General features: G+C 62.2%; 14 protein-coding genes. 5 read left to right on the plus strand and 9 right to left on the minus strand.

Going from position 1 to position 12,542, the window contains the following annotated elements:
- Window positions 1-101: 101 nt before the first annotated feature.
- Complete coding sequence (locus tag BACI9J_RS15275; protein WP_159735128.1) at window positions 102-653, minus strand: prepilin peptidase; 552 nt, start codon at window positions 651-653, stop codon at window positions 102-104.
- 61 nt (window positions 654-714) lie between these two features.
- Here BACI9J_RS15275 and BACI9J_RS15280 point away from each other — a divergent pair, with 61 nt between their 5' ends.
- Both BACI9J_RS15280 and BACI9J_RS15285 read left to right on the plus strand, forming a co-directional pair.
- Window positions 715-1,476 carry a hypothetical protein gene (locus BACI9J_RS15280; RefSeq protein ID WP_159735129.1) on the plus strand — a complete coding sequence of 254 codons (762 nt, stop codon included), beginning with the start codon at window positions 715-717 and terminating at the stop codon, window positions 1,474-1,476.
- 64 nt (window positions 1,477-1,540) lie between these two features.
- Window positions 1,541-2,185, plus strand: a complete 645-nt coding sequence (locus BACI9J_RS15285; RefSeq protein ID WP_159735130.1) for a GNAT family N-acetyltransferase — start codon at window positions 1,541-1,543, stop codon at window positions 2,183-2,185.
- 164 nt (window positions 2,186-2,349) lie between these two features.
- Here the strand turns inward: BACI9J_RS15285 and BACI9J_RS15290 are convergent, their stop codons facing one another.
- Together BACI9J_RS15290 and BACI9J_RS15295 are read right to left on the minus strand one after the other, a co-directional pair.
- Window positions 2,350-3,945: a PhoH family protein gene (locus tag BACI9J_RS15290; RefSeq protein ID WP_442858643.1), complete on the minus strand. Its 1,596-nt coding sequence runs from the start codon at window positions 3,943-3,945 to the stop codon at window positions 2,350-2,352.
- Between the two features lie 37 nt (window positions 3,946-3,982).
- Window positions 3,983-4,789, minus strand: a complete 807-nt coding sequence (locus BACI9J_RS15295) for an isoprenyl transferase (protein ID WP_159735132.1) — start codon at window positions 4,787-4,789, stop codon at window positions 3,983-3,985.
- 107 nt (window positions 4,790-4,896) lie between these two features.
- Here BACI9J_RS15295 and trhA point away from each other — a divergent pair, with 107 nt between their 5' ends.
- Window positions 4,897-5,538: a PAQR family membrane homeostasis protein TrhA gene (gene trhA, locus BACI9J_RS15300; protein WP_159735133.1), complete on the plus strand. Its 642-nt coding sequence runs from the start codon at window positions 4,897-4,899 to the stop codon at window positions 5,536-5,538.
- 50 nt (window positions 5,539-5,588) lie between these two features.
- Here the strand turns inward: trhA and BACI9J_RS15305 are convergent, their stop codons facing one another.
- Window positions 5,589-5,879 carry a hypothetical protein gene (locus tag BACI9J_RS15305; RefSeq protein ID WP_159735134.1) on the minus strand — a complete coding sequence of 97 codons (291 nt, stop codon included), beginning with the start codon at window positions 5,877-5,879 and terminating at the stop codon, window positions 5,589-5,591.
- 104 nt (window positions 5,880-5,983) lie between these two features.
- Window positions 5,984-6,889: a mycothiol conjugate amidase Mca gene (gene mca / locus BACI9J_RS15310; RefSeq protein ID WP_159735135.1), complete on the minus strand. Its 906-nt coding sequence runs from the start codon at window positions 6,887-6,889 to the stop codon at window positions 5,984-5,986.
- A gap of 74 nt (window positions 6,890-6,963) precedes the next feature.
- Between mca and BACI9J_RS15315 the strand changes: the two genes are divergently transcribed.
- Together BACI9J_RS15315 and greA are read left to right on the plus strand one after the other, a co-directional pair.
- Window positions 6,964-7,422 (plus strand): DUF4307 domain-containing protein, encoded by a 459-nt coding sequence (locus tag BACI9J_RS15315; RefSeq protein ID WP_159735136.1) that lies wholly within the window; start codon window positions 6,964-6,966, stop codon window positions 7,420-7,422.
- A gap of 152 nt (window positions 7,423-7,574) precedes the next feature.
- Window positions 7,575-8,069, plus strand: a complete 495-nt coding sequence (gene greA, locus BACI9J_RS15320) for a transcription elongation factor GreA (protein WP_159735137.1) — start codon at window positions 7,575-7,577, stop codon at window positions 8,067-8,069.
- Between the two features lie 153 nt (window positions 8,070-8,222).
- Here greA and BACI9J_RS15325 read toward each other — a convergent pair whose 3' ends face one another.
- The 4 genes from BACI9J_RS15325 to BACI9J_RS15340 all read right to left on the minus strand — a co-directional run bounded on the left by BACI9J_RS15325 (window position 8,223) and on the right by BACI9J_RS15340 (window position 12,461).
- Complete coding sequence (locus BACI9J_RS15325; RefSeq protein ID WP_159735138.1) at window positions 8,223-8,849, minus strand: rhomboid family intramembrane serine protease; 627 nt, start codon at window positions 8,847-8,849, stop codon at window positions 8,223-8,225.
- Between the two features lie 14 nt (window positions 8,850-8,863).
- Window positions 8,864-10,102, minus strand: coding sequence for a threonine ammonia-lyase (gene ilvA, locus BACI9J_RS15330; protein ID WP_159735139.1), 1,239 nt, complete (start codon window positions 10,100-10,102; stop codon window positions 8,864-8,866).
- A 3-nt stretch (window positions 10,103-10,105) separates the two neighbouring features.
- Window positions 10,106-11,383: an AI-2E family transporter gene (locus BACI9J_RS15335; RefSeq protein WP_159735140.1), complete on the minus strand. Its 1,278-nt coding sequence runs from the start codon at window positions 11,381-11,383 to the stop codon at window positions 10,106-10,108.
- A gap of 127 nt (window positions 11,384-11,510) precedes the next feature.
- Entirely contained in the window at window positions 11,511-12,461 is a 951-nt protein-coding gene (locus BACI9J_RS15340; RefSeq protein WP_236558709.1) for an aldose 1-epimerase family protein, read from the minus strand.
- Window positions 12,462-12,542: the final 81 nt, after the last annotated feature.

The following is a 12,542-nucleotide window of genomic DNA, read 5'->3' on the forward strand; positions in this document are numbered from 1 at the left end:
GATCGGGTGTGCGTCGCTGGGCTAAGCATGACTCAGCCCGGTGAACGCCGAGAATACGGTGAGCGTTGCAATTTGGCTGCAGTTGGCACTGGTTGTGCCTATCATGCGGGCAAGAGCAGCATCGCGGCGACCGCTCCGGCCAGCATGAAAGGGCCAAAGGGGATGGCCGAGCGCAGCGTTCCACGCCGGGCAATCAGGATGCCCACGCTCCACAGCCCTCCCAACAGGAAGGCGGCGAACGTTCCGGCAAAGACGTGGCTCCAGCCCAGATAGCCCAGGTAGAGACCCAACACGCCTGCCAGCTTTACGTCCCCGAATCCCATGCCGGGTGGATAAATGAGGCGCAGCACAAAGTAGAACAACCACAGCACGGCTCCGCCGGACAGGACGCCCAGCCCGGGTATGCCAAAGAGCACAGCTGCTGCCGCGTCCTCCGTGGCTGAATCCCCGAAGGAAACCAAGATCGCCGCAGCCAGCAAAAGTACCCCCGCCACGGCATACGACGGGAACACGATGCGGTTGGGCAGCAGGTGGCTACGGACATCGATGACCGTCAACCGCACGGCCATGACCACAAAGTACAGGCACGCCGCCAAGACGAGCCAAAAGCCCGGGAGGCTGTTGGTCCAGAGGTCTGAGAGTCGTGGGATCACCTTCGGATGCTATCCCGCTTTGGCCTTCTGACCTGCTTGAACGCTTGGGTAAACTGTGGATATGGGGCGATACAGCGCAGATGGACCGGGTTTTGACTTGTCCTCCACATTCCGCAATCTTTGCCGCTCTTCCCCGTGGAAGTGGACCAGCCTCCGCTTCGAGTATCTTGAACGGCCCGCATCCGGCGCAGCGATCGTCCGGGCATGGCTCCGGCGCCCGGGTGCACTGCGCCTTGAAACCCCGGACGGCCGGCTTCTGCACAGCACCACCGGAATCAATGATTCCCGAGACGATCTTTACGTCAGTTCCACGCGCCGTTCATGGCTGCTTCCGGCCCACTTGGTCACCCCGGTATACGACGACGCCGGCCTGGTGCGCCGACGCCCTGAGGCCGCGTACGGGGAGCCTTCCTTTGGTAACGGACGCCTCGCAGCCGCGCTCGATCCCGTGGAACTTGCAGGCAAGGCTCCGGTCCCCTTGGAATTTCCGGATACCAACCCTGTGTTCCTTGAGCCACCGCGCGAGGTGGACCATGAGGGCCGTTTGGCCTTGGAAACAATCGTCACGCCAAGCCGGACATACGTCGCCTCAGATCCGTCCCAGCCGTTGGCCCATCCCGGCCGGACGCTGATCAGAATAGACGCCGGCACGGGGGTTTGCGTGGCCAGCCAGAGCCTTGACGGCGATTCATCAGGCAAGGGTCACTGGCTCAAGATCCTTGCAGTGGACGAGTACATGTTGGATGACCTCTTCGTAGCGGAGTCGATGAATCTCACGGACGTCCGCCGCCACATCTCCTGGGATATCGGCCCCGCAGCCTAAACACCCCCGGGAGCCCCCTACGATGTGACTCGCGTGGCTCCCCCTGCCGGGCTAAGCTACGGCGATGACATCGCTGGCAGAAGTTTGGCCCCCGTTCGGACTCACCCTTAACACTCCGAGGCTGACCCTCCGTCCCGTTCTTGACGAAGACATCGCTTCGGCCGTAGCGGCGGCGCGTTCGGGCATACACCAACCGGGTAAGAGCCCGTTCAGCATGCCGTGGGCGGAACTTCCGGACGACGAACTCGCACCGAACATGGCCCAGTGGTACTGGCGTTGCCGGGCCAACTTCACCAAGGAGTCCTGGACCCTCCTCCTCGGAGTTTGGAACGACGACGAATTCCTTGGAGTCCAGGACATCGGCGCCAAAAACTTCAGCACCCTCAAGACAGTCAGCACGGGCTCTTGGCTGAAGCAAGCCGCGCAGGGCCGCGGCATCGGCAAGGAGATGCGCGCCGCCGTCGTGAGCTTCGCTTTTGATTACTTGGGCGCCGAAGTGGCCGAGTCCGAAGCAGCAATCTGGAATCAACAGTCCCTGGGCGTTTCCACCAGCCTCGGTTATGAAACAAACGGCATCTTCCGCCACGCTTGGGGCGAGAAGGTAGAGGAAGTCCAAGGAGTCCGCCTCACCCCCGCCACCTTCAAACGCCCCGACTGGCCCCTCAAAGTCCAAGGCAACGAAGAGCTGAAAACCTACCTCGGGCTCTAACCGCACTGGAAGCATCAGCGAGGCGGCGGTCTCCCGGGAAGGAGCGCATCGCGACGCATCGGACCCCGAAGGTCGCCCAGCGACCTTCGGGGTCCTTTGCGGTGTGTCTAAGCGACGGCGGGAGGCCGTTGCCGCGCGGTGGTAACCACCGTGCAGCAGCGAACCTAGATTTCGGCCCCTTCGAGCAGCTCCGTCACCAGGGCAGCAATCGGCGACCGCTCGGAGCGGGTCAGCGTGATGTGCCCGAACAGCGGGTGGCCTTTGAGCGTTTCCACTACTGCGGCGACGCCGTCGTGCCGTCCCACGCGGAGGTTATCGCGCTGCGCGACGTCGTGGGTGAGGACTATTTTGGAGTTTTGTCCAATGCGGCTCATGACGGTGAGGAGGACATTTTTCTCGAGTGACTGTGCCTCGTCCACGATCACGAAGGCGTCGTGGAGCGATCGTCCACGGATGTGGGTCAGGGGCAGGACTTCGAGCATGCCCCGGTCCATGACTTCTTCCACGACTTCCTGACTGACCAGTGCCCCGAGGGTGTCGAACACTGCCTGCGCCCAAGGGTTCATCTTTTCCGATTCCGAGCCGGGGAGGTATCCGAGCTCCTGGCCGCCTACTGCGTATAGGGGGCGGAACACCACTACTTTGCGGTGTTCCTGGCGTTCCAGGACGGCTTCGAGGCCCGCGCAGAGGGCGAGTGCGGACTTACCCGTGCCGGCGCGCCCACCGATGGAGACGATCCCCACGGCGGGGTCCATGAGGAGGTCAATGGCCAGCCGTTGTTCTGCTGAGCGTCCGTGGAGTCCGAAGACGTCCCGGTCGCCTTTGACGAGGCGGACTTGCTTGTCTGCCCCTACGCGCCCCAACGCAGACCCGCGGTTGGAGAGAAGAACCAGTCCCGTGTTGACGGGCAGTTCTGCAGCGGCGGGAATGAAGGCGGGTTCGTGGCCGTAGAGGGTGGTGATTTCCTCTTCGGTTGCATCCACTTCGGCCATCCCGGTCCAGCCGGAGTCTTTGACCAGTTCATTGCGGTACTCGTCGGCTTGCAGTCCCATAGCGGAGGCTTTGACGCGCATGGGCAGGTCTTTGGAGACGACGGTGACGTTGTGGCCTTCATTGGCCAGGTTCTTGGCAACAGCCAGGATGCGGCTGTCATTGTCGCCTCCACGGAACCCTGCGGGCAGCACTTCCGGGGAGATGTGGTTCATTTCCACCCGGAGCATTCCACCGTCCTTCCCGATCGGGATGGAGTGGTCCAGTCCGCCGTGTTCGATTCTGAGGTCGTCCAGGAGCCTCAAGGCTTTTCGGGCGAAGTAACCCAGCTCGGGGTCGTGGCGTTTTCCTTCCAGTTCGCTGATGACCACGATCGGCACGATCACTTCGTGTTCGGCGAAGCGCAACAGCGCGTGGGGATCGGATAGAAGGACGGATGTATCGATCACGTAGCTGCGGCCAGCGGCGGATGGTGTGGTCCGCGCTTTTTGTGGGACCCGCTTGGCGCGAGAGGTAGCTGCACTTTCCCCGTCGGAAACCATTGCGGGCAGTTGCTCAGAAATAGCCACATCGACTCCAGCCCCGGGCAGTTCGCCCGGCCTAATGGTGAAGCGGCTCGGCCGGAAGGCCGGGCGTGGCCTCCCATGTAACTGGTGCGATAGTCCGCTCCATATACTGGCCTCCCCGATCAGCGGGCGGTTTTGCCTGCTGATGGGATTAACGTAATCCCACTCACAGAAAATTCCGCAACGTGAGTCGGCAAGTCGCATTGCCAGCAGATTAATTCCTCGTGAACCGGGGCGGCGATTACGTGCCGAAGCGGCGCTGGCGCCCGGCATAGTCCCTGAGCGCCCGCAGGAAATCGACCTTGCGGAACGCGGGCCAGAGGGCTTCGCAGAAGTAGAACTCGCTGTAGGCGCTCTGCCACATCAGGAAGCCGGAGAGCCGCTGCTCGCCTGAGGTGCGGATGACGAGGTCCGGATCGGGTTGGCCACGCGTGTAAAGGAACCTTGAGATGTCGTCCACTGAAAGTTCATCTGCGACCTCGGACATCTTGCGTCCCTTTGCGTCGGCGTCGTGGAGGAGTTCCCTCACGGCGTCGACGATTTCACGGCGTCCGCCGTAGCCCACGGCCACGTTCACGTGGATCTTTTCATGAACGGGGGTGCGGGCGGTCAGTTTGTTGAGCCGTTCAGCGAGGTAGTCCGGCAGGAGTTCCGGTGCGCCCATGGCGTGCACGGAAACGTCTTCGTCTTCGTCGAGCCGGTCCATGGTGTTGGCGATGATGCCCATGAGGAGGTCCAGTTCTTCACCGGAGCGGCTCATATTGTCCGTGGAGAGCATGTAGAGGGTTACTACTTTGACGCCGAGTTCCTGGCACCAGCCGAGGAATTCGTGAATTTTGTCTGCGCCGGCTTGGTGTCCTTGGCTGGTGGGTGCGTTGAACTGCCGTGCCCAACGACGGTTCCCGTCCACCATGACGCCAATATGGCCGGGGATTCTGTCTTGTTTGAGGGAGCGCAGCAACTTGCGCTCGTAGAAGCCGTAGAGGAAACCGGGCAGCTCCACCGGACTCTCACCTGACTTCCTTGCTTGTACGACGACGGCGCACATCCAAGGCTACCGTCCCGAACTGCCGGGCCGGTGCAGTCACCGGTCAAATTCGCCCTACTATTTGTTACCAATGGGTAACTTACCGAAACGTAAGTTATTCTTGTCCCATGGCTGAGCTCCTCGAAACCAAGCCCCTCTGGCGTGGCTGGATCCACGCCGTCGCTGCCCCTTTTGCACTCGCGGCAGGGATTGTCCTGGTGACCGTGGCCCCTACCCCCGACCGCAAAATCACCTTAGCTATCTATGCCGTAACGGGCTTCCTGCTGTTTGGAGTCAGCGCCGTTTACCATCGGGGCAACTGGTCCCCGAAGGTCCGGATGCTGCTCAAACGGCTGGACCATACCAACATCATGCTGGTGATCGCCGGGAGCTATACGCCCCTGGCATGGTCGTTGCTGGAGCGCTCACAGGCGGTGACCCTGCTCTGGCTGGTGTGGTCCGGCGCCATAGTGGGCGTTCTCTTCCGGATTTTATGGACACACGCGCCCCGCTGGCTCTACGTACCGGTGTACATCGCACTGGGCTGCGGCGCACTGTTCTATCTTCCCCAGTTCTTCGCCGCCAACGCCCCGGCCGCCATACTCATCTGCGTCGGCGGCGCACTGTACATCGCAGGCGCGGTGTTCTACGCCATCAAGAAACCGAACTTCAGCCTCCGGCACTTCGGCTTCCACGAACTCTTCCACGCCTTTACCGTGCTGGCGTTCGCCGCGCACTTCGCGGCCATCATGATGGCAGTGCTGAGCTAAGGCTCCGGCTTGTCACCGGCGGTTCCGGACAGATCAGCGGTTCCGCGCGTTCAGCGGGCGCGGGGAGCGCCGTCGTCGTCGTTATCAGCAGAGTTGCCTTCCCCTGCAGTGTCGCCCGCCTCGGCTGCCAGGCGCCCCTCCTCCACCTGTGCGCGATAGCGGACGCGGCGGATCCTGCGAACCATATCCACGATCAAGAACGTGGTCAGAATCACAATGAAGGCCGTCAGGACGAAGCCCCATGTCCCGGGCGTCACCTGATCCTCGGACAGGCCGGGCCGCAGCGTGCCCGTGGGATCGGGCGACGGAGTGACGGTCAGGGCAAGAATCAAGTGATGCACTTTCAAACCTTCTATGGGAGCTGATGCGTGCCGTCCGGCAGCGCGTGGCCGTATGCCGGCCGGCCTCACGGCAATTTCTACGAGCGATAGAAACTACCGCTTTCCTATCTTATCCCCGCGAAGAGATCCTTCTCCGGCAGCTCGGAAGGGACGTTGGACTTGATCAGGGTGTAGTCCTCCCAAGGCCAGGCCGTCCGTTGCAGATCCGGGGATACTGCGAAGAAGAAGCCAAGGGGGTCAATCTGCGTCCGGTGTGCACGCAGCGCGTCATCCCGGGCTTCAAAGAAGTCACCGCAATCAACCTGGGTGGTGGTCTGGTGTCCTGCCCCCGGTGGAGTGTGACCTTCTGCGTCGGCTTCCAGCCAGGCAGCAAGCCGTTCGGCGTACGGGGACTGCAAGCCGGCTTCTTCCAACGCGAAATGCAGCGCACGGAAGCGCTCCGGTCTGAAGGCGCGGTCGTAGTAGAGCTTGCCGGGAGTCCACGGTTCACCCATGCCGGGGTACCGTCCAGGATCGCCTGCAGCCTCAAAGGCTTCAACCGCAACCTTGTGGGCCATGATGTGGTCCGGGTGCGGGTAGCCCCCGTTTTCGTCATAGCTGAGGATGACGTGAGGCTTGAAGTTGCGGACCAGCCGGACCAAGGGTGCCGTGGCCCGCTCCAGTGGCTGCAAGGCGAAGCATCCCGGCGGCAACGGCGGGAGGGGGTCGCCTTCGGGAAGACCTGAGTCCACAAAGCCCAGCCAACGCTGTTGGATTCCAAGAACGGCGGCGGCATTGGCCATCTCAAGGCGCCGGGCGCCGGCCATGTCCCGCTTGGGGTGGGGCGCCTCTTCCATGGCGGGGTTCTGGATGTCGCCGCGCGAACCGTCCGTGCAGGTGGCAACCATGACGTCCACTCCGGCAGCGGCGTACATCGCCATGGTTGCTGCGCCCTTGCTGGACTCATCGTCCGGATGGGCGTGGACGGCGAGCAGCCGCAGCTGCTGGTCGGAACTGCTGGACGCTGTCACGTGACGGCTCCTCTTTCATGGATCGAGCTTTGGTGGCGGTGCTGGGGCGCCGGGATCGGCACTAAACTGGATGGGTGACTTCAGAGGACCTATCGGCCACCCAAGTACCGGCAAGCTCCAGCCTAGCCAATCGTTACGGCGGTCAAAAGCGCGCCATGACGCGCAAGACCAAGCGGAACATCGTCGTCGGCGCCCTGGTCCTTGGGATTGGGTTCGCCGCTTACGTGGCAACGGGCTCCGCCCAAGCTCCTGTCACGTTCAAGGACATTGGTTACAGCACCGTGGACGACACCCAGGCAGAGGTTGACTACCAGGTCACTAAATACCCCGGCGCCACAGCCAAATGTGCCATAAAGGCCTTGGATTCCAAGTTCGCGGTGGTGGGCTGGAAAGTAGTGGAAATCGGGCCCAACGATCCCCAGGATGATCCCGACGGCGGCAGCACCACCATGCAGCGGACTGTCCTCAGGACCGAATCCCCGGCCGTCTCCGGAGTGGTGGATAACTGCTGGATCGTGGACAGCGGCAAATAACAGGCGTGTGAGCGAGGACTCATCCGGTTTGGGTTCGTCCAAAGGATTTACTACAATGGATGAAACCTTCACCCCGTTAAGTTGGTTACTGGATTCACGAGTGGCCAACTCGGCGGGGTCTTTTTGCATTGTCAGATCTAGAGGAGAAATCCGTGTCTACCACCAATAGCGCCACTGCGGCTTGGCTTACCCAGGAAGCTTTCGACCGCTTGCAGGCTGAGCTGGACCACCTTTCCGGCGCTGGCCGGGCGGAAATCGTCCAGAAGATCGAAGCTGCCCGCCAGGAAGGCGACCTCAAGGAAAACGGCGGATACCACGCCGCCAAGGAAGAGCAGGGCAAGATCGAGGCCCGCATCCGCCAGCTCACCGCGCTCCTGCGTGATGCCCACGTGGGCGAGGCTCCTGCCGATGACGGAATCGTCGAGCCCGGCATGCTGGTTGTTGCCCGCATCGCCGGTGACGAAGAGACGTTCCTGCTGGGCTCCCGCGAAATCGCCGGAGACTCCGATCTTGATGTCTTCAGCGAAAAATCGCCCCTTGGTGCCGCCATCATTGGCCACAAGGAAGGCGACAGCCTGAGCTACGTCGCCCCCAACGGCAAGGAAATCCCGGTGGAGATCGTCTCCGCCAAGCCCTACGCCGCCTAAGCAACGGCTCATCAGGCCTGAATTCACGACGCCGGTCCACCCCTTCCCGGGGTGGGCCGGCGTTTTTCGTGTGCGCACCCAACTGGGTCGCATTCACCCAACTAGGGGACAGCACATGCTCCAATGAGCACTGAATAGAGCAGGTGCTGTCCCTCAGTTGGGTCGGAGGATTGCGGGTTTGGGTTTGGGACGCAGCAGAACGGCAGCCACCACGCCGCCTATGGCCCCGCCGAGGTGCGCCTGCCAGGAGATATAGCCCAACACCGTGGGCAGCACGCCAAACAGGATGCTGCCGTAGGCCATGAACAGGACCACGGAGAGCAGGATCTGCCACCAGTTGCGGTTGAAGAACCCCCGCACCAGCAGGAAGGCGAAGAAACCGAAGACCAGTCCGGACGCTCCCACTGTCACTCCTCCCCCGCCGATCAGCCACACCGTGAGCCCTGATCCCAGCCAGCTGAAAGCCAACGCTGTGATGAACACCCGGAGTCCGGACAGGAACACCAGGAAGCCGAAGATGATCAACGGCAGCGTGTTGGACAGCAGATGGTTCAGGTTTGCGTGCAGCAGCGGAAAGGTGAGGATATCCAGCGCGCCGTCCAGCGAGCGGGAGCGCAGGCCAAAGGTTGAGTTGAGCCCATGGCGCATCAGGGTGTTGAGGATCTCGATGACGTAAAGCAGGATGACGAATCCGCCCATGAAGAGCAACCCGCCTTTCGCCCGGCCAGCGAGCGATTCCTTTGCCTCTTCCTTTGACCCTTCAGGCATTCCAAGCACCATGGGCGCCCCTCCCGTCAGTGCACCACGATCGGCTGGAAGCCCTCGGCCCTCAGTGCGCCGAGAACCTGCTCGCCGTGTTCATGGCCCTTGGTTTCCAGGTTGATGGTGATGGAGACGTCACCCATGCTGATGGAACCACCCAAACGGGTGTGGTCCAGCCCGGTGACGTTGGCATCATTTTCAGCGATGATCCGGGCAATGGTGGCCAACGAACCCGGTCGGTCATCCAGCATCATCCGGACCGTCATGAAGCGGCCGGCGGCGGAGAGACCGCGCTGGATGACTTTGAGCATCAGCATGGGATCGATGTTGCCACCGGACAGCACGACGGCGGTGTTCCCCGGGTTTTCGATCTTGCCGTCCATGAGCGCGGCTACTCCCACTGCACCTGCCGGCTCAACCACCATTTTGGCGCGTTCGAGGAGGAAGATCAGGGCCCGGGCGAGTGAGTCCTCACTGACGGTGACAACATCGTCCACAAGCTCACGGATGATGCTGAAAGGCAACTGCCCGGGACGTCCTACGGCAATGCCGTCAGCCATGGTGGTGACCTTCTTCAGCGGTACCAACGCATCAGCAGCAAGAGACGGCGGGTAGGCGGCAGCATTTTCTGCCTGCACCCCGATGACCCTGATCTCGCGGCCGAGTTCTTTGGCCCTGGCCTTGATGGCCACGGCTACACCGGCCAACAGCCCACCACCGCCCACGCCCATGAGGATGGTGTCCACGTTGGGGATCTGATCCAGGATTTCAAGCCCGATGGTGCCTTGTCCGGCAACAACGTCCACGTTGTCGAAGGGGTGGACAAACACCGCGCCCGTCTCGTTGGCGTAACGCTGTGCTTCCGCCAGTGCCTCATCCACGTTGTGGCCGTGCAGTACGACTTCAGCGCCATGGCTCCTGGTGGCGGCGAGTTTGGGCAGGGCCACGCCGAGGGGCATGTAGATGCGTGCGTTGATGCCCAGGCTCTTGGCAGCTACTGCCACTCCCTGAGCGTGGTTACCGGCTGATGCCGCCACTACGCCGCGTTTCTTTTCTTCCTCGGTCAGCCGGGCCATGCGCACGTACGCGCCGCGAACCTTGAAGGAGCCTGCACGCTGCAGGTTCTCACACTTGAAAAAGACGTTGCCGCCCACGAGGCTGCCCAGCGCACGGGACGACTCCACAGGAGTCTTGGTAATAATGCCCTCAAGCAACTCCTGCGCCTTAAGGACATCGTCCAGCGTGACGGGCAGGGTTTCGAGGGTATTCACTGACTATTCTCCTTTGTTGGTGTCGGCTTGGGGCTCCTCAACAGAGGTGCTCCCCGAAGCCTTGGTCTTGCCGGCGACGCCTTTGCCGAGGCGGGATTCGCGTGGGAGGTGGATCTCCTTGAAGTTTGCGTCGCCGTCCTGCCCCGCCGAAGCGGCAGCCGGTTGGAGTTCCACGCCGCCCAATCCTTCATCATGTTCCCACGTCCTGCCTGCAATGTAGCGAACTGCCGTGTTTACTACGGCGAGCAGCGGGACTGCGAACAAGGCCCCGGGTATACCGGCAAGGTATGAGCCTGCAGCAACCGAGAGGATCACAGCCACTGGATGGAGTGCCACGGCTTTGCCCATGACCAGCGGCTGCAGGATGTGGCTTTCCAGCTGCTGGACCACCAGGACTATTGCCAGCATGATCAGGGCGTTGATGGGCCCGTTGGCCACAAGGGCGAGCAGCACCGCGATAGCACCGGTAACCAAGGCACCCACCACCGGAATGAACGAGCCGATGAAGACCAGGACAGCCAACGGAAGAGCCAAGGGGACCTGAATAATGGCCGCGCCTACGCCGATGCCGACTGCATCGACGAATGCAACGAACATCTGAATCCGCACATAGCTGACCATTGAAGTCCAGCCGCGACGCCCGGCACCGTCGGTAGCCCTCCGTGCGCTCTTGGGCAGGAGACGAACCATGAAAGCCCAGATCCTGGGTCCTTCCAGAAGGAAGAAGATGAGGATGAACAGTGCCAGGACAAGTCCGGCAGCAAAGTGGCCGGCGGTGCTGCCGAAGGACAGTGCGCCACTGAGGATGCTGCTGCTGTTGTTCTGCAGCGCGTTTGCGCCGTCGGAAATGTACTGGTCGATCTGGTCTGCGGTCAGGTGCAGCGGACCATCAGCCAACCAGGTCTGAATCTGCTGGATCCCTGCCAATGCCTCTTGCCAGAGGGCGCCAAAGCCCGTAACCAGTTGCCTGCCCACCAGCGCGAGGGCACCCCCGATCACACCAATGAAGCCCAGCACCGTGATGGCGACTGCCGCCCCGTTGGGAACCTTGCGATTGCGGAGCCACGCCACTACCGGGTGCAGCAGGCCGGCCAACAGCGCGGCAACCATCACCGGGATAATGAGGAAGCTGACTTTGCCCAGCAGCCAGACGAGGGCACCGATCATGAGCAGGATCAGGCCTGCCCGCCAGGACCAGGCTGCGGCAATGCGCACCCCATAAGGGATGTCTTCGGCAATTTGGCGGTCAGAACGTGTTTTGGCGTCCGGTGTTGGCGTCATGAACCCATAATTCCGTAGGGCGCGCCGTATGGGAAACCGGCTCTCACTTCCGGGACGTTTCCGAGCCATTCCGGGTGATTCCCGAGCGCTTCCGAGACCAACGATCCGGACGAGCCGGAGGAGCCGGTTAGAGCGCTGCGGTGATCCCCCAGTTCATGGTGAACGCCTCGCCGGGCTCCAACCAGCGGAGCCCATCACCGCTGTTGAAGGCGTTGGCCGGCCCGGTCATGGGTTCGAGGGCCACGGCCTTGGAGCGGCCGGGGAAAGTGTCAGTGACGAAGACGTGGACGTACCGGCAGCTCTCGTCCTGTTCAAGGCTCACGCTGCGGCCATCCGGTGCGGACAGCGTATGGCGCGCCGTGCCGCCGTCGAACCTCAGGTCCGTCAGGGCCACGTCCACCAGCAAGCTGCCCACACCGGCACCACCGGAGAAGTCGTACCCGGCGTCGGCGGGAGCCGTGCTGCGCGGGATCAGGCGATCGTCCGCCACCAGCCGGGTACCGGCATGGACGGTCAGGACCAAGTCCTCGGGGGCCACATCGCCGATGCGCAGGTACGGGTGTGCGCCCAGGACAAAGGGGGCGTTGCGCTGGGAATCGTTAATCAACGTCTGCGAAACGCGAAGGTCCAGGTTCTGGTCCAGTTCATAGCGCACCCGGTGCCGCACAAGGAAAGGGTAGCCGTGCTGAGGGAAGACCGTGGCTTCGAGCGTCACGGAGAATTCGGATTCGTCCACCAGCGCGTACCCTGTGTTGCGCAAGAGTCCGTGGCTGGCGTTGTTGCGTGAGGCCTCGGTGATGTCGAGTTGCTGCTTTTTGCCCTCCAGGTACCAGACGCCGTCCTCTACGCGGTTTGCCCACGGCGCCAAGGTAATGCCCGTGGCACCTGGCGGGATCTGATCGTCGTCGTAGCTTTCCGTCAGCTGGACCCCGCCCTTGGAGTAGAGCCGCAGGCCGGCTGCGAGCTCGGTGATGACTGCGAGCGCATCTTCGCGGCGGAGTTCGAACTGGCGACCCGTGGCGAAGCGGCGGGACTCTGATGGGTGGGCCGCATGGGCAGGCGATGGAGAGGCAGGCATGGCAATACCGTACTTCATTGACGTACGCCGCCATGAGCAAAATGTTAGCTTTTGTTAGAAACTATGCGCTTTTGATCACTT

The organism is Arthrobacter sp. 9V (assembly GCF_902506065.1).
Lineage (GTDB): Bacteria > Actinomycetota > Actinomycetes > Actinomycetales > Micrococcaceae > Arthrobacter.